We start from the raw sequence: 17,025 nt of genomic DNA on the forward strand, positions 1-17,025 counted from the left end.
CCCTGATCCCCCCCTCGAACGGCTCCCCATGAAACGCGCCCACCTCTTCGAATTCAACGACCTGCCGTGGCTGCCTTCACCGCTGCGCAAGACGATCATGGAGTTCCTGCACCACATGTCCGTGCGGCTGCGGATGTATGACAACGGCTTCGACGCCCTCGCCCGGCTGATGGAGCAGCGGGGCCTCACGTCCATCCAGGCGCTGTGCGCGGGGGACGGGGGGCTGATGCTGGCCCTGTCCCGGCACCTGGGACGCGAGGACGTCCGCATCCAGCTGTCGGACAAGTACCCGTCCCTGGAGCGGTTCGCCGAAATCGAGCGCGAGAGCGCGGGCCGCGTGAGCCATGTCCAGGGGTCCGTGGACGTGCTGGACGTCCCCGAGCAGATGTCGGGCCTGCGCCTCATCGTCAACGCCGTGCACCACTTCCAGCCCGCCACGGTGCGGGGAATCCTGGCGGACGCGGTGGCCAAGCAGCAGCCCATCGTGTTCCTGGATCCCGTCCAGCGGGACCTGGTGTCCGTGCTGCGCTTCACCGCCGCGACGCCGTTCATCAGCCTCTGGTTGAGCCTGGGCGGCATCCGCCCCTTGAACCTGCGCCGCGTGCTGCTGGGCGTCGTGGCCCCCCTGGGCTCGCTGTGCTTCCTCTTCGACGGCGTGGTTTCGCACCTGCGCGCCTACCACCTCGAGGAGTGGGAGGCGCTCGTCCAGCAGGTCGAAGGACACGAGGGCTACGACTGGGACCTGCGGGTGCTGCCGGGCTTCCTGGGCGCGCGCGTCTCCTTCCTGGCCGGCGTGCCGAAGGCGCGGGCCGCGGGGAGGGCGTCGTGAGCACCGCGGAGGTGTTGATCGCGGGCGCCGGCCCGGTGGGGCTCTGCCTCGCGTTGGCGCTCGATCAGCAGGGCGTCCGGGTGCGCCTCATCGACAAGGAGCCCTCGTTCTCCGGCGAGTCCAAGGCCGTGACGATCCAGCCCCGGACCCTGGAGATATTCCAGATGCTGGGCGTCTCGGACCGGCTCATGAAGGACGGGGTGGTCAACCCCGTCATGAACATGCACGTCGGACGCAAGCGCGTCACCGTGCTGCGCTACGACCGGCTGGAGACCGCCTTCGCCTTCTACCTGCACCTGCACCAGGGGCAGACGGAGCGGGTGCTGGTCCAGGCGCTGGGCGAGCGCGGCATCACCGTGGAGCGCTCCACCGCGCTGGAAGGATTCGAGCAGGACGCGGCGGGAGTGACGGCCCGGCTGGTGCGGGCCGGGGGCGAGCGGGAGGAGGTCCGGGTGCCGTTCCTGGTGGGCTGCGACGGCGGCCACAGCCAGGTCCGCGCCGTGCTCGACCTGGGGTTCAAGGGCGCGCGGTATGACGACAACTGGATCATGACGGACGTGCGCATCCCCAACATGTCGCTCGCCCGCGACGAGCGCCACGGCTTCATCCTGGACCGGTTCCCCTTCGTGGTGCTGAACTTGGGCAACGACTCCTACCGGCTCATCGCCGCGCGGCCCCCTGGGTCTCCGCTCACGGGACAGGTGCCCACGCTGGAGGAGTTCCGCGAGATCATGACGCCGCTGGGCCTGGGCCACTGGAAGCTGGAGGATCCCCTGTGGCTCACCCACTACAACCCCAGCCAGCGCCTGGTGTCCCAGTACCGGGTGGGGCGCGTGTTCGTGGCGGGGGACGCGGCCCACGTGAACACCCCCATCGCCGCGCAGGGCCTCAACACGGGGGCGCTGGACGCCGTCAACCTGGCCTGGAAGCTGCGGCTCGCGGTCCGGGGCAAGGCGAGCACGGCCCTGCTCGACAGCTACCATGCGGAGCGCCACGCCGCCGCCGTGACGATGTTCGCGCAGAACGACCGGCTCACCCTGCTCGTCTTCGGCGCGAACCCGATCCTGCGCTTCCTGGGGCGCAAGCAGCTGCATCTGCTCAACGTGCCCGCGCTGAACCTGAAGAACGTCATGGGGACCTCGCAGCTGGACCTGCACTACCGCCGCAGCCCCGTGGTGCAGACGGCGATTGATCCGTCCGGCACCCGCGCGTCCCTTGCCGCGTTCGAGTGGGGCCGGGCCCGGCCCGGAGATCGCGCGCCGCACTGCGTGTTGGACGCGGAGAAGCGCACCGCGATGTACGAGGTGCTCCGGGCGACCCACCACACGCTCTTCATCCTGGGCGGAGCGAAGCCCGACCCGGCGCGGATGCGGGCCGTGGCCACGCACGCCCGGGAGAAGCACGGCGAATGGCTCATCCCCCACTTCGTGTTCCACGGGCAGATCCCGCCGGGCTTCGACGCCGGAGGAACGGGCGCCGTGTGGCGTGACGCGGACGGGAAGGTCCACCAGGCCCTGGGCGCGAAGGGCGCGGGCTGCGTGTTGATCCGCCCCGACGCCCACGTCGCCGCGCGCTTCCCGCTGGACGCGCCCGCGGGGCTGGACGCCTACTTCAACGCGCTCCTGACCTGAGCGCACCCCCGGCGGGGGGGACGCGGCTCAGACCCCCCCGCGCATCACCTGGAAGCGCTCCTCCAGCCATGCGGCCGTGGCCTCCATGAGCTTCACGCCCATCTCATCCACGTGCCGGTCGCGCCACGAGGCCAGGGGAGTCCCACGAACCCACTGGTTGAACGCGCCCATCGCCGGCCCGCAGTGGACCTGGTAGTCGGTGCGCTGCTCGCGGCTCCCGCGCAGGGCCAGGCGCGAGGTGTGGACGAAGTACCAGCGGAACACGAGCGCCATCTTCTTCCGGGGGGTGCGCTCGGCGAGCGCCACCACCTCGGGATCGACGCGCAGGTAGTGCTGACGCGTCTCCTCCCAGATCTCGTCGAAGCCGCGGCGGAAGACCTTCTCCTGGAGCTGCTTGCGGGTCTCCGCGTCCAGGGCCTCCAGGGACGGGTGGTGTTGATAGAGCGCGTAAAGGCGGTTGGCCCGGGCCGGGAAGAAGAGCCCCTTGCGCACCACCTGGATCTTCGCGCCGAGCTCGAACATGTCCCCCGCGGGCGCGCACGTCACGTCCTGCACGTCGAGCGTCTCCAGCAGGTCCTTCACGGGCTCACTGGTCCCCGCCTCCACCGTGCACTGGTTGATGGACCCCGTCACGATGAAGTCAGCGCCCATCAGGAAGGCCGCGCCCGCCGCCTGGGGCGTCCCGATTCCCCCGGCCGCGCCCAGGCGGATGCGGACCGGATAGCGGTGCTCGGCCATCATCCGGTCGCGCAGCAGGCTCATCGCGGGGAACAGGGCGCTGGCGACGCCCTGGTCCGTGTGTCCTCCGGAGTCCGCCTCCACGCAGACGTCCTCGGCCATGGGCAGCTCCCGCGCGAGCAGGGCTTCTTCCCGGGTGAGCTGGCCCGCGCGCACGAGCCCGTCGAGGAGCCCCTGTGGAGGCGGGCACATGAAGGCCTCCGCGACCTCCGGCCGGGACACCTTGGCGATGAGGCGGTTCGGGGCCTCGGCCCGGCCGTCCTCGCGCCGCCGCGCGCCCGTCATGCGGAAGCGGACCAGGGCCGGGGTCAACTGCAGGAAGGCGGACGCCTCGACGTCGCGCACGCCCCTGCGCAGGAACAGGTCGACCAGCCCCGCCTCGCGCTCGGGGCGCTCGGGGCTGTGCAGCAGGTTCATGCCGTAGGCCTCGCCCGGGCGCAGCGCGGCCTGGATGGCCAGCAGCTCCTCTTCGACGCGCGCCAGCGGGACGCCGCCGGTGCCGAAGAACCCCAGCAACCCCGCGCGTCCCATCCGCACCACCAGCTCCCGCGAGGAGATGCCCTTGTACATGGAGCCCGCCACGTAGGAGAGGCGCACGCCATGGGCGTCACGGAAGGCCTTGCTGCCCAGGGTCTCGGCGCGCATCCCCGAGACGACGGCGGGCGCGGGCGCAACGGCGGCGGGCGCGACGCTGGGGGGCGCCTGACGAATCTGGCTGATGAGGCCCGTGAGGACCCTGCCGTGCCCCACCTCCACGAACTCCTGCTCCCCCTGGGCAAGAAGGGCGCGCACGCTCTGCGTCCACCGCACCGGCGAGTCGATCTGCCGGGCCAGCAGCTCCGCCACCCGCGCGTCCTCGTAGGGACGGGCCTCCACGTTGGAGATGACCGGGAAGCGCAGCGGCGCGAAGGAGAACTCCCGCAGGAAGGCCGCGAAGGCGTCGCGCGCGGGGCGCATGTAGCGCGAATGGAACGCGGCGCTCACCTTGAGCAGGATGACGTTGCCCCCGGCCGCGCGCAGCTCCGGCGCCACCCGCTCCAGATCCTCGCGCGGTCCGGAGAGCACCTGCTGGCTGGGCGTGTTGTCATTGGCCAGGTCCAGGGTGCGCACCCCCAGCCGCTCCAGCACCTCGACGATGCGCTCCACGGACAGCCCCACCACCGCGGCCATGCCACCGCCGGTCGCCTGGGCCATCAACTCCCCGCGCTTGCGGACCAGGAGGACGCCGGTCGCGAAGTCGAAGGCCCCCGCCGCGAACAGCGCGTTGTACTCGCCCAGGCTGTGCCCCAGGGCGTGCTCAGGATCCCGCCCATGGCGCTCTCGCATCTCCAGACATGCAAGAGCATTCAGAACGAACAGCGCGGGCTGGGTGTATCGCGTCTCATCCAGGCGCGAGTCCTGGCACACCTCCGCCAGCCGATACCCCAGCAGGGCGTCCGCCTGGGCCACCCACTCCGGATGTCTCGCGATCAGCTCCGCCCCCATCCCCCGCTTCTGCGAACCCTGCCCCGGAAACACGAACGCCGTCATGTGCCACACCCGTTTTCTTCACGAACCCCGGAATCCACGCTGGCCTTCACCCCAACTGGAGGCGGCCCACGCCGGCACATCCAGGGCTCTGTTTCACGCGGCTCCTGAGCTACCATAATCACGGTCGTGAGCCCATCCCGGGCCTTGTCCACGCTCAGTGCCCTCAGTCCATCAAAGGAAAACACCCCATGAGCCAAGACGCGAAGCTGCATGTCAACATCCTGAGCCCGGAGTTCAACATCAACCCCTACCCATACTACAAGCAACTGCGCGAGCAGGAGCCTGTGTATTGGAGCGAGGAGACGCGACACTGGCTGCTCACCCGGTATGAAGACGTCCAGACCGCGCTGAAGGACACGACCCGCTTCTCCAGCCAGAGCAGCGAGACCTTCGTCGTGAACGATGAGTTCATGAAACATCTGCGGCCCATCATCACCCACTTCTCGATGTGGGCCGTGATGAAGGACAACCCCGAACACAAGCGGCTGCGCGGCCTCATCAACCAGGCCTTCCGCCCCGACAACGTCAAGGACATCCACCAGCGCGCCCAGCAGACCGCGAACTGGCTGATCGATCAGGTGTACGACAAGGGGGAGATGGACTTCGTCAATGACTACGCCTACGCGCTGCCCGCGATGCTCTTCTCGGTGGAGATCCTGGGCATGAACCGGGAGGACCTGCCCACGTTCAAGGCGTGGAGCGTGGACCTGGCGCGGGCGACGGGCCGCATCGACAACCTGGACGTCATGCTGAAGGGCCAGGATGCGCTGCTGAAGATGACCGACTACATCACGCGCGCCATCAATGACCGCCTCGAGCGCCCGCGCGAGGACTTCATCTCCTACCTGATCAAGGCGTGGCGCGAGGACAACAAGCTCACGCTGGAGGAGGTGGTGGCCCAGATGGTGCTGCTGCTGGCGGGCGGCCACACCACCACGCAGAACGTCCTCAGCACGGGCCTGCTCGCGATGTTCAAGCACCCCGAGCAGTTGGAGCGGATGAAGCAGAACCCGCAAATCAACCGGGCCGCGGGCGAGGAACTCTACCGCTTCACCTCCCCCGCGCAGGCGCCCACCCGCATCGCGGCGTGTGACTTCGAGCTGGGTGGCAAGCAGATCAAGAAGGGCCAGGGCATCATGCCCATGGTGGCCGCGGCCAACCGCGACCCCGCCTACTTCGACCGGCCGGACGAGCTGGAGCTCACGCGAGAGAAGAACCCGCACCTGGGCTTCGGCACGGGCATCCACGTCTGCCCGGGCGCCTTCCTCGCGCGCGCGGAGATCCCCGTCGGCTTCGAGACGCTCTTCAAGCGCATCCCCAATGTGCGCCCCAAGAGCGACAACGAGAACTGGAACATGAACCTCAGCTTCCGGGGCCTGTCCACGTTCCCCCTGGTCTGGAGCTGAGGTTCTGTTTTCCGCCTCCCCTGGCGTCAGCCCGTCGCGCCGAAGTCCAGCGCGACGAGCTTCCGCCGGGAGGGAGGCTCCGCGCGCGCGGCGTCAGGGATTGACGCCGCGCGGCCGGACGGCGCCTCCAGCCAGTAACGCTGGCGCGTGAAGACCACGGGAGGCAGGGGCGCGCGCGTGGGCTGCTGCTCAGCGGGCGCCTCGCTCACGAGCGCGTGCGCGTTGGTCCCGCCAAAGCCAAACGCGCTGAGTCCCGCGCGGCGCACCCCGAAGCGCGGCTCCCACGGCCGGAGCGTGGTGTTGGGGAAGAGCGGCGAGGACTCGAAGTGGAAGCGCGGGTTGGGCGTCGCGCAGTGAAGCGTGGGGGGCAGCTCGCGGTGCATCAGGGAGAGCACCACCTTGATGAAGCCCGCGACCCCCGCGGCGCTCAGCAGGTGCCCGAAGTTGCTCTTGACGGTGCCCACCGCGCACGAGCCCGGAGGAGCGCCCGCCGGCGCGAGCACCTCCGTGAGCGCCTTCAGCTCGATGGGATCTCCGAGCATGGTCCCGGTGCCATGGGCCTCCACGTAGCCGAGCGTCCGGGGATCGACGCGGCCCTGGCGCAGGGCCTCCTCGATGACGGCGCGCTGCCCCGCGGGGTTGGGGGTGGTGACGCCCATGGTGTGCCCGTCATTGTTGACGGCCGTCGCGTCGATGACGGCGTAGACGCGGTCCCCATCCGCCAGGGCCTTGCGCAGCGGCTTGAGCAGGACGGCCCCCGCGCCCTCGCCGGGGACGAAGCCGTCCGCGCGCTCGTCGAAGGTCTTGCACCGGCCATCGCGTGACAGCGCGCGGCTCTCACTGAGCGTCAGGTAGACGGCCTCGTCGAGCAGGATGTCCACGCCCCCGGCCATCGCCAGCTCGGACTCCCCCGAGCGCAGGCTCTGGCAGGCCAGGTGGATGGCGACGAGCGAGGACGAGCACGCGGTGTCCACGACCAGGGCCGGCCCCTTGAAGTCGAGGAAGTGGGACACGTGCGCGGCGATGAAGTTCTGCCCCGAGCCGATGACGCCATTGCGCGTGGGCTCCGGCATGCGCGCGGCATAGCCGCTCATCCGCGAGCCGACGAACACCCCCACGCGCCTCCCCGCCACCTCGTGCGAGGCATGGCCCGCGTGCCGGAGGCACTGGACGCTGACCTCCAGGAACTGGCGCATCAACGGGTCGATGCAGGGGGCATCCGCCCGGGAGATCTGGAAAAAGTCCGGATCGAACAGCTCGATTCCCTCGATGAAGCCGCCCCAGCGGCTGATGCTCCGTCCGGGCTGATGGGTGGAGGAATGGAAGTCCGCGATCCGCCAGCGGGACTCGGGCACCTCCGTGATGAGGTCGCGCCCCTCCCGCAGCACGCGCCAGTACGCCTCCAGATCGGGCGAGCCGGGGAAGTGACAGGCCATGCCAATCACCGCGATGGGCTCCTCGTTTCCGGGAGCTGTCACGGGCAGGGGCACGGGAGCGGCCTTCACCGGAGGAGGAGGCGCCTGCCCTGGAGCGCGCTCGACACGCCGGGGCTCCAGGGGTCGCGCCACGGGAGGCATGGCCCGCTCATGGGCCGCCAACACGGCCTCGGGGTACGCCTCCACGAGCTGGCTCGTGAGCGCCGTCAGCGTCCGGTGCAGCAGGGGGAGTGACGGATCGAGCTTCACACCCAGCCACTCATCCAGATGCGTCACCACTTCGATGACGAGAATCGAGTCCAGCCCCAGGGTCTCGAAGTCCGCGTCGGGGTTGATCTGCTCCGGGGACAGCTGGAGCTCCCGTGCGAACAACTGGCGGAGCCACCCCACGGTGAAGGCGCGGAGCTCCGCATCCGTGGCGCTGGGGGGAGCGGACGCGGGCGCCAGGACCGGCGGGTCGGGCACCACCGGCGTTGAAGGTTCGACGGGCGCAGGCAGCTCGACCCACGGGCTCGGGCGCGAAAGGTCGCGGACGGGAAGCGGCCGGTTCCGCGTCCGCGGCAGGGCGTCGGGAGCGAAGCGGCTCGGGTCGACCACGGCGGGCAGGAGCACGGCCCGCCCGGAGGCCATCGCCGCATCCAGCAGCGCCAGGCCGTCCGGGGTGGAGTGCGCCATCAGGCCGAGGGACTGATACGCCGGGCTCTTCACCTCGCCCATGCCGACGTCCCTCCAGTTGGGCCAGACGACGGACTGGTGGGAGACACGGCCCGTGGCGCGCCGGTGCTCGACCCACAGGTTCATGAACGCGTTGGCGGCCGAGTAGTCCAGGAGGCCGACGGCCAGCGACGGCACCTGGGCCGAGACCGAGGAGAACACGACGAAGAATTCAAGCGCATCCGCGGCGAGCGCACGCTCCAGCGTGAGCAGTCCTTCGACCTTGGGTTCGAGCACCTTGAGCCACTGCCCCAGCGGCTTGCTGGTGAAGGCGGGCGGAGTGAAGAAGACCGCTCCGGCGGAGTGGATGCAGCCCGCGATGGGGCCGAGGGACGCGCGGACCTCGGAGAAGAGCGCATCCAACGCGGCGGAGTCCGTCAACGCACCGCAGTGGACGCGCAGGCGCACCCCACGGGACTCCAGGGCCCGCAGGGACGCCAGTCGTTCCCGCAGGGCCGGTGCGCATCCCGGGTCGGCCAGGAGCGAGGGCCACTGCCCCTGGGGCGGCAGCGGCTGCACGCCCATGAGGACCAGCCGCCGGGCGCCCCGAGCCACCAGGTGGTGAGCGACCTCCAGGCCAATGCCACGCACCCCGCCCGTAATGACATACACCTTGTCGGCGGACATGCGCGGCACGGGAGCGGGCGAGACGAGCAGCGGTTGCATCTGGGGGACGTAACGGCGGCCCCTCCGGTGGATGACTTCGCCACCGGAGTCCCGGTCGCCGTGCTCCTGACGGAGCAACGCCTCCAGTTCGCTGGCGTCAGCCGGGACGCGCTCCAGGTCCACGGTGCGGGCATGCAGGCCCGCGAACTCCGCGCCGAGCTTGCCCGCCAGCGCCGCCATCACGCCACCGCCGAGCTCCAGCGGACCGGTGCTCATGAACGTGCGCAGGCCGCGGGTGAAGTGCAGCAGCGCGAAGGTCTCCGTCCGGCCGCGCTTCAAGAGCGTCTGCAAGAGGCCGATCCGGCCGAACGTCTCCATCCGCTCCGGCGCGTCCTCCGCGCCCCCTCGCGGCGCGGTCCGGAGGTCGGAGAGGTCGAGGATCCCCGCCAGCGGCCCGCGGCGGGCGTTCAGCTCCTCCCCCAGCCGGACACCGGCCTCATGGCGATCAAAGTCGAGCAGGGCATCGACACCCGGGGTCGAGCTCCCGCAGTTCGCGATGAGGAACATGCGGGTGTTCCGAAGGGACGCGAGCGCCTGCCGTGCCAGGGCGATCGTCTCGTCGTTGACCAGCACGACGAGGGTGCCCTCCAGGTCCAGCGCCTCCGCGCTCCCCTGCTCCTCCACGACACGCCACCCCTTCTCCAGCAGGAGCGCGTTCTCGGGGAGCATCGTGACCTCGGGCACCTCCCCGGTGCTCACCGGAGGAGCGGCCTCCGGGACGGGAGCCTGGAGCCAGCAGCGCTCACGGGCGAAGGGATGGGAAGGCAGCGGGACGCACCGGTAGACGCCTTCCGGAAACAGGGCGGGCTGATCCAGGTCCACGCCCAGCACGTACAGCTCGGCCGAGGCCTGGAGCGTGTCGCGCCAGACGGTGGCCGGCGCCTCCAGGTCGAGGCTCCGGAGCAGGCGCCCGTTCACTTCGCGCAGGAGGACCCGGGAGGACGCGGAGATCCCTCCCGGACCGGCGTGCCCCCGTGGAGCAGCGGGCGTGTCGCGCAACGGTGTCAGGAGGACGATCAGCTCCTGGAGGTCCGCGGCGACGAAAGCCGCGCGCTGCTCCAGTGCTCCCCGCCCGCGCGCCAGGGTGAAGGCGACGTCTCCTGGATGAGGGGCTTCGCCGTCCGACAGCGAGCGCTCCAGACTCTCGATGAGGTTCGCGGCGATCCGGCCCAGCGCCTCATGGGTCCGCGCGGACAGGACGAACAGGTATGCAGGGCGCTCGGGCGCGGCCGCACGGGGCATGGGAGGAGGTGCCTCCTCCAGCACGAGGTGGCAGTCGGTGCCGCTCGAGCTGAAGGCGCTGATGGCGGCCCGGCGCGGCGCCCCCTCGGCCCCCACCCATGGAGAGGGCTTCGTGTCGGCCCGGAAGGGCGTCTGCTCAACCCTCTCCGCGCGCGAGTGGAGCGAAGGAGGAAGCTCCTGGTGCTCGAAGGCGAGGAGGATCTTGAACAACCCCGCCATGCCCGAGGCCGCGCTGGCATGGCCCACGTTGCCCTCGACCGACCCGATGGCGCAGGAGCCGGTGCGAGCCGTGCGCGCCTGGAAGACCCGCGTGAGGGCCTCCAGCTCCACGTCATCCGGGCGGCGGGCGCCGCTGCCGTGCGCCTCCACGTAGGAGATCGTCTCCGGTTCAACGCCGGCCTGCTGGTGGACCGCGCGGATGAGGTCGGCGCGGCACCGCGCGTCGTCGGAAGCCGGCGCGCCCGGAAGCCGCCCGACCTGAACGCTCTCACAGCCTCGGATGACGCCGAGGACGCGGTCCCCGTCGGCGAGGGCCCGGCCCAAGGGCTTGAGGACCACCACGCCCACGCCCTCGGCGGGGACGAACCCGCCTCCGTGTTCCACGGCGTGGATCGCCGCGAGGTGCATGCGAACGGTGGACATGACGAAGACGCCACCCGCCAGGGCCCACTCCAGGGAGCCCGTCCACAATTGCTGGCAGGCCAGCTGGATGGCGACGAGCGACGATGCGCAGGCCGCGTCCACCACGAGGCCCGGCCCCTGGATGCCCAGCAGCCGGGACACCCGGGCCAGGAGCCGCGAAGCATCATTCTCGGGGAGCCCGGCCGGGTAGTCCGAAGGCCGGATCCCCATGAACACGCCAGCCCTGCGTCCCTCTCCCAAGCGAGGCAGACCCGCCGCCTCCAGGGCCATCCAGCAGTGCTCCAGCACGAGGCGCTGCTGGGGATCCATCCGCGCCGCGTCCCCAGGGGACAGTCCGAAGAACGCGGGCTCGAAACCCTCGACCTCGTCGAGGAACCCGCCGCGAAGCCCCGAAGTGCTGCCGGTCGAGGCCTCCAGCGCCCAGCGGTCCAGGGGCGCTCCGGACACCGAGTCCACCCCCTGACGCAGGTTCTCCCACATCTGCTCCAGGGTCCTGGCCCCCGGAAAGCGCCCTGACATGCCGACGACGGCAATCGGGTTGCGGGGGGCCCCGTTTATTTCATGCGGCGTGCTGTCGGCGTCACCCACTGGGAATCCCCGTTTCGTGAAATTATCCAAGGGGATTGTATCCAGCGATTCTAACGCGGAACAACAAGCGAGCGGCCCGAGCGCATCAGGCGGGGGCCCGCTGAACCTGTGACGACATGCAGCCTGCGGCCAGACGACGCGAAGCTGTTCGCCTTCACCGAATCAATCCTGGGGCTTCCGAGCACCGAGAACTGATCATGAACATTCAACGATGGGGCCTGGTGCTTCTCCTGGGATGGACGCAGTTGGCCTGGAGCGCGCCGGACAAGGTGGATGCGTTCCTGCGCGCGGAGATGGCTCGCAATCACATCCCTGGCGCCGCCGTCGCGGTGGTCCGTGATGGCAAGGTCATCAAGCTCGCGGCCTACGGCACGGCGAACCTGGAATGGAAGGCCCCCGCGAGCACCCGCACGGCGTTCCAGATTGCCTCCGGTACCAAGATGTTCACGGCGGTGTTGCTGATGGACTTCGTGGGGCAGGGCAAGCTCAAGCTCGATGCCCGCGTCTGCCAATACATCCCCGACTGTCCTCCCGCCTGGAAGGACATCACCCTGCTCCACCTTGCCAGTCACACGTCTGGCCTTCGGCCTGGCCCCGTGGACGCGGACAACGCCAGCGTCACCGCCGCGATCGATGCGGCGAAGCGCGCCCCACTTGCTTCAGCCCCGGGCGAGAAGAACGCCTACGGTTCGGACGACTTCGTCCTCCTCACCCATGTCCTGGAGAAGGCCGGCGGCGCCCCCTACGAGCAGCTCCTGCGCGACCGCATCTTCACTCCCCTGGGCATGACGAACAGCGGCTTCGACCATGCCACCCTCACCGAGGCACATGTCGTCCTGGCCAGCGACGTCGTCACGGAACGCGCGGCGACCTATCAATGGCGCACGGGCCATCAGCAGCAATACTGGTTCATGTATCCGCGCTACACGCTGTCGGCCGGCGGCCTGTTCTCCTCCGTGACGGACATGTCCCGGTTCGCGGCCGCGCTCATGGGCGACAAGCTCCTGAACGCGGACCTTCGCTCCGCCATGTGGACGCCGCCCACGCTCAATGACGGCAAGCCTGGCGGCTTCGCGGTGGGATGGACCGTGGGCCAGTACCGGGGACGCCGCGAGGTCGCTCACAGCGGCGGGCCCGCGCTCTCCGACACCGTCTTCTACCCAGCCGACAAACTGGCCGTGGTGGTGCTCACCAACCAGCGGCGTCTGAGTCCCTCGCTCGCGCACGGCGTGGCCAAGCTCTTCCTGTCCCCTCCTCCCTTCCTGAACGAGCCCGGCATCACCGACGCCGCTCCCGAGCGGACGGTGGCCTTGAAGGCCCTGCTGCCCGCACTGCTCGCGGGCAACGCGGACGCCCGCCACTTCACCGCCACCGCGAAGGACTCGCTCGCGGACCTGAACGAGTGGCTGCCCATCGCGCTCGGCGGTCTGCCTCCGATGAGCCGCCTGATCCTCCTGGAGGACTCCGCGGATCATCTGTCGCGGACCTACCGCGCCATCCACGGAAAGGACCAGACGCTCCGCTGGGCTGTCCGCTTCGATGAAGCCGGGCGGATCTCCGAGGTGGAGCCTCGGGACGAGTGACGTCCTCGTCAGCTCCAGCCCGGCCTTGTGACATGAAATGCTACTCTGTCACGTATTCCCAACGATTGTTGACTTGCAAGCATTGAGGGACTATCGCTAGCACTCACCGTGCTACACACCCCCCTTATCGAACGAATTGCGGCCCTGCAGCTCGTCCTGAAGGAAACACCCACTGTGCGGCTGTCGTGGGAGGGACTGGATCTCCACGCAAAGCTGGAAGGCCAGAATCCCGTGGGCAGCCTCAAGGATCGGCCCGCGCTGTGGGTCCTCAAGCGCGCCGCCGAACGAGGGGAGCTGCACGAGGGCTCCACCATCGTGGAGTCGTCCTCCGGCAACTTCGCGTCGGCCCTGGCCACGTACGCGAAGCTGCTGGGGCTGAAGTTCATCCCGGTCATCGATCCGAACATCACGCCCGGATACGAGTCCTTCCTGGAGCGCACGTGCGAGCAGGTGGTGAAGGTCACCGAGCGCGACGACATGGGCGGCTACCTGAAGACCCGCCTGAACAAGGTGCGGGAGCTCTGCGGCACCATCCAGGGCGCCTTCTGGCCCAACCAGTACGGCAACCCTGACGTCGTCGAGGCGCACTACTGGCTCACCGGCGAGGAGATCCGCCGGACGTTCCAGCGGCTCGACTACGTCTTCGTCGGGGTGAGCACGGGCGGCACCATCGCGGGCGTGTCCCGCCGGCTCAAGGAGGTGTTCCCCTCCATCCGCGTGGTCGCCGTGGACGCGCAGGGCTCCGTCATCTTTGGCGGGGCGGCCGGCAAGCGGTTCATCCCCGGCATCGGCGCCAGCGTGCGGCCTGAGCTGGTCAACCACGCGCTCATCGATGACGTGGTGTTGGTGCCGGAATACGAAACGGTGCAGTGCTGCCGGGAGCTGCTCCTGCAACACAACCTGCTGGTGGGCGGGTCCTCGGGTTCGTGCTTCGCGGCCGTCAAACGCTACCTGCCCCGCTTCCGCGAGCTGCCTACGCCTCCCACCGTCCTCTTCATGTGCGCCGACCGCGGGACGGCCTACCTGGACACCATCTTCTCCCCCTCCTGGACCGCGCGCTTCTCCTGAGCCGCCGCGCGCCTGCTCGAGTCCACGAGCCCTCGAACACCCCATGACCTTCCCCTTCAACGTCATCACCGGAAAGACGATCCACTCCATCATCCAGGGCGCGACCCAGGAGTGCGTGGACCGCGTGCGGGACGCCTACCTCGCCCACGAGGAGAAGCAGAGCGTCAACCCGGACAGCTACTTCCTGCGCTTCCCGGAGAGGCCGCGCGACCGGATCATCGCGCTGCCGGCCTACCTGGGCGGCACCACCAACGTGTCCGGCATCAAGTGGATCGCCAGCTACCCGGACAACGTCGCGAAGGGCTTCCCTCGCGCCTCCGCGGTGCTCCTGCTCAACGACTACGAGACGGGCTACCCCTTCGCGTGCCTGGAGAGCTCCATCATCTCCGCGGCGCGGACCGCGGGCTCCGCGGTGCTGGCGGCGGAGTGGCTCAACGGCCGGAAGCGCCAGGTGCGCAGGCTGGGCATCGTGGGCAATGGCCTGATCGCCCGCTACATCTACACGTTCCTCATGGAGCTGGGCTGGGAGGTGGATGAAGTCCTCCTGCACGACCTGGTCCCCTCGGAGGCCGAGCGCTTCGCCCGGGAGTCGTGCCGGCCGGCGCGCCATGGCGTCATCCGCTGCGAGAAGGAGCTGGAGACCGTGGTGCGCTCCAGCGACCTGCTCGTCCTGGCGACGGTCGCCGGGGCGCCCTACATCCGCGACCCGGCCCTGCTGGCGCACAACCCCATCGTCCTCAACATCTCCCTGCGGGACCTGGCCCCCGAGCTGCTCCTGGCCTCGCACAACATCGTCGACGACGTCGAACACGTGATGAAGGCCAACACGTCGCCCCACCTCGCGGAGCAGCTGAGCGGCGGACGGGGATTCGTGACGGGCACGCTCGCGCAGCTCATCCTGGGCCGCTGCCAGGTGGACCGCGCCAAGCCCATCATCTTCTCGCCCTTCGGACTCGGCGTGCTGGACCTGGCGGTCGGCAAGTGGGTCTACGACGTCGCCGTCGCGCGTGACGAACACGTCGCCGTGAACGACTTCTTCTGGGAGCTCACCCGCTGACGTCCCATCGCGTGCGGGGGGAAGGCTCCTTCCGCTGCATCTGGGGCAGTGACACGCCGCAGAGGCCCTCCATGTTCTCCCTGCTGTCGCTCCTGCTGCGTCGCTCCCGGACCTCGATGATCGTCATCGCGGTCACGGGCATCTTCTCCGGCCTTTGCAACAGCGCCCTGCTCGCGCTGATCAGCCATGCGCTGGGCACGGACCAGTCCACCCTGAAGACCCTGCTCGTGGGCTTCATCGCCCTGAGCGTGGGCGTGCTGGTGGGCAACACCGTGCCGGAGCTGCTGCTGGCGAAGGTGTCGCGCTCCATCACCGCGGAGCTGCGGCTCAAGCTGGGCCGCAGCATCCTCGTGGCGCCCTACCGGCGGCTGGAGATCATTGGCAAGGGGCCCGTGCTCGCGGCGCTCTCCCAGGATGTGCAGGCCATCGTCAACATCGCCTCGAAGATCCCCGGGCTCATCGTCTGCACCACCATCGTGCTCGGCTGCCTGGGGTACATGGCGTGGTTGTCGCCCCGCGGGATGATGCTGGTCCTGCCCGCCATGACGCTGCTGGTGGTCTTCTATTACTTCGCGACCCGCAAGATGGTCCCCCTGTGGCGCGAGGAGCGCGACACCCAGGACGACCTGTTCCGCGAGCAGCAGCAGGTGCTGGACGGCATCAAGGAGCTCAAGCTCCACGAGCCGCGCCGGCGGGCGTTCATGGAGGAGGACTACGCGCCCGCCGTGGAGCGCACCCGGCTCAAGGGCATGCACGCGGCCATCAGCGTCGCGCTGATGGGCAGCTTCGTGCACTTCTTCACCTGGCTGGTGCTGGGCGTGATGCTCTTCGGCGTCTTCGCCCTCAGCGCGCACGACACCGACGCCACGCGCGGCTACGTGCTGTCGCTGATGTACATGTGGGGGCCGTTCCGAGGGCTGCTGGAGGACGTGGGCCGCTGGCCCCAGGTGAGCATCGCGCTCGACAAGCTCCAGCAGTTGGAGCTTTCGCTCACCGAGTCGCTCACCGAGGAGCCCTCCGCCCCTGCCGCGCTGGCCCTGCCCGCCGACGGGCGGCAGGAGGTGGTCGTCGAGTCGGCGACGTACGCGTTCAGCGACGCGGGCGAGGAGGCCGCCTTCCGCGTGGGCCCCATCGACCTGGCGCTGCGCTCCGGGGAGCTGGTGTTCGTGGTGGGTGGCAACGGCAGCGGCAAGACGACGATGGCCAGGCTGCTCACCGGGCTCTACACGCCCAGGTCCGGGCAGCTGCTCTGGAACGGGGTCCCGGTGACGGACCAGAACCGGGACGCGTACCGCAACACGTTCTCCGCCATCTTCACCGACTTCCACCTCTTCGAGAACCTGCGCGGCGTGGACCTCGCCCCGCTCCAGGGACGCGTGCAGGAGTACCTGCGGCTGTTCGAGCTGGACACGAAGCTCCAGGTCGTCAACGGGCGGTTCTCCACGACGAGCCTGTCCACCGGCCAGCGCAAGCGCCTGGCGATGGTCGTCGCGCTCCTGGAGGACAAGCCGTTCTACCTGTTCGATGAATGGGCGGCGGACCAGGACCCCGAGTTCCGCGAGGTCTTCTACCGCCGGCTGCTTCCGGAGCTGGCCGCGCGGGGCAAGGGCGTGCTCGTCATCACGCACGACGACCGCTACTTCCACCTCGCGCACCGGGTCATCAAGCTGGAGCTGGGCAAGACCGTCGCGGCGGCGCCCGCTTCGGCGGCGTGAGCCCTTCGCATGCGCCCCACCCTCCTCCCCGGCCGTTGGAGATGCCTGGGATTGAAGCCGTGGACGTGGCGCTGCCCACCCTGCCCTCCGAGGGCGCGGTGAACACGACGCTGACGGTGGTCGCCCTGTCGCCGCGGGTGGCCAAGAGCATCGCCGCCCGGGTTTCACCCCACGCTTCCC

At 69.6% G+C, this 17,025-nt stretch carries 9 protein-coding genes; 7 read left to right on the top strand and 2 right to left on the bottom strand.

Going from position 1 to position 17,025, the window contains the following annotated elements:
* The first annotated feature begins 28 nt into the window (after positions 1-28).
* Together D7X99_RS42625 and D7X99_RS02550 are read left to right on the top strand one after the other, a co-directional pair.
* Complete coding sequence (locus D7X99_RS42625; RefSeq protein ID WP_158626903.1) at positions 29-829, top strand: hypothetical protein; 801 nt, start codon at positions 29-31, stop codon at positions 827-829.
* Positions 826-2,460 carry an FAD-dependent monooxygenase gene (locus D7X99_RS02550; RefSeq protein WP_158626904.1) on the top strand — a complete coding sequence of 545 codons (1,635 nt, stop codon included), beginning with the start codon at positions 826-828 and terminating at the stop codon, positions 2,458-2,460. The genes D7X99_RS42625 and D7X99_RS02550 overlap by 4 nt, the downstream gene beginning before the upstream one ends.
* 27 nt (positions 2,461-2,487) lie before the next feature.
* Here the strand turns inward: D7X99_RS02550 and fabD are convergent, their stop codons facing one another.
* A complete protein-coding gene (gene fabD / locus D7X99_RS02555; RefSeq protein ID WP_121776322.1) occupies positions 2,488-4,728 on the bottom strand; it encodes an ACP S-malonyltransferase in 2,241 nt (746 codons plus the stop codon).
* A 188-nt stretch (positions 4,729-4,916) separates the two neighbouring features.
* On the opposite strand from fabD, the gene D7X99_RS02560 reads away from it, so the two are divergent.
* Positions 4,917-6,134, top strand: coding sequence for a cytochrome P450 (locus D7X99_RS02560; RefSeq protein ID WP_121751383.1), 1,218 nt, complete (start codon positions 4,917-4,919; stop codon positions 6,132-6,134).
* A 26-nt stretch (positions 6,135-6,160) separates the two neighbouring features.
* Here the strand turns inward: D7X99_RS02560 and D7X99_RS02565 are convergent, their stop codons facing one another.
* Positions 6,161-11,422, bottom strand: a complete 5,262-nt coding sequence (locus D7X99_RS02565; RefSeq protein WP_255429144.1) for a type I polyketide synthase — start codon at positions 11,420-11,422, stop codon at positions 6,161-6,163.
* Positions 11,423-11,619: 197 nt separating this feature from the next.
* On the opposite strand from D7X99_RS02565, the gene D7X99_RS02570 reads away from it, so the two are divergent.
* The 4 genes from D7X99_RS02570 to D7X99_RS02585 all read left to right on the top strand — a co-directional run bounded on the left by D7X99_RS02570 (position 11,620) and on the right by D7X99_RS02585 (position 16,845).
* Positions 11,620-13,005: a serine hydrolase gene (locus D7X99_RS02570; protein WP_158626905.1), complete on the top strand. Its 1,386-nt coding sequence runs from the start codon at positions 11,620-11,622 to the stop codon at positions 13,003-13,005.
* A gap of 108 nt (positions 13,006-13,113) precedes the next feature.
* Complete coding sequence (sbnA, locus tag D7X99_RS02575; RefSeq protein ID WP_169819871.1) at positions 13,114-14,073, top strand: 2,3-diaminopropionate biosynthesis protein SbnA; 960 nt, start codon at positions 13,114-13,116, stop codon at positions 14,071-14,073.
* Positions 14,074-14,116: 43 nt separating this feature from the next.
* On the top strand, positions 14,117-15,130 hold the full coding sequence (sbnB, locus tag D7X99_RS02580) for a 2,3-diaminopropionate biosynthesis protein SbnB (protein WP_121751387.1): 1,014 nt from the start codon (positions 14,117-14,119) through the stop codon (positions 15,128-15,130).
* Between the two features lie 71 nt (positions 15,131-15,201).
* The gene (locus D7X99_RS02585) at positions 15,202-16,845 is read left to right on the top strand and encodes a cyclic peptide export ABC transporter (protein ID WP_147476008.1); all 1,644 of its coding nucleotides are present in this window, start codon (positions 15,202-15,204) and stop codon (positions 16,843-16,845) included.
* Positions 16,846-17,025 lie beyond the last annotated feature (180 nt).

The sequence above is a fragment of the Corallococcus sp. AB032C genome (assembly GCF_003668935.1).
Taxonomy (GTDB): Bacteria; Myxococcota; Myxococcia; order Myxococcales; family Myxococcaceae; genus Corallococcus; species Corallococcus exiguus.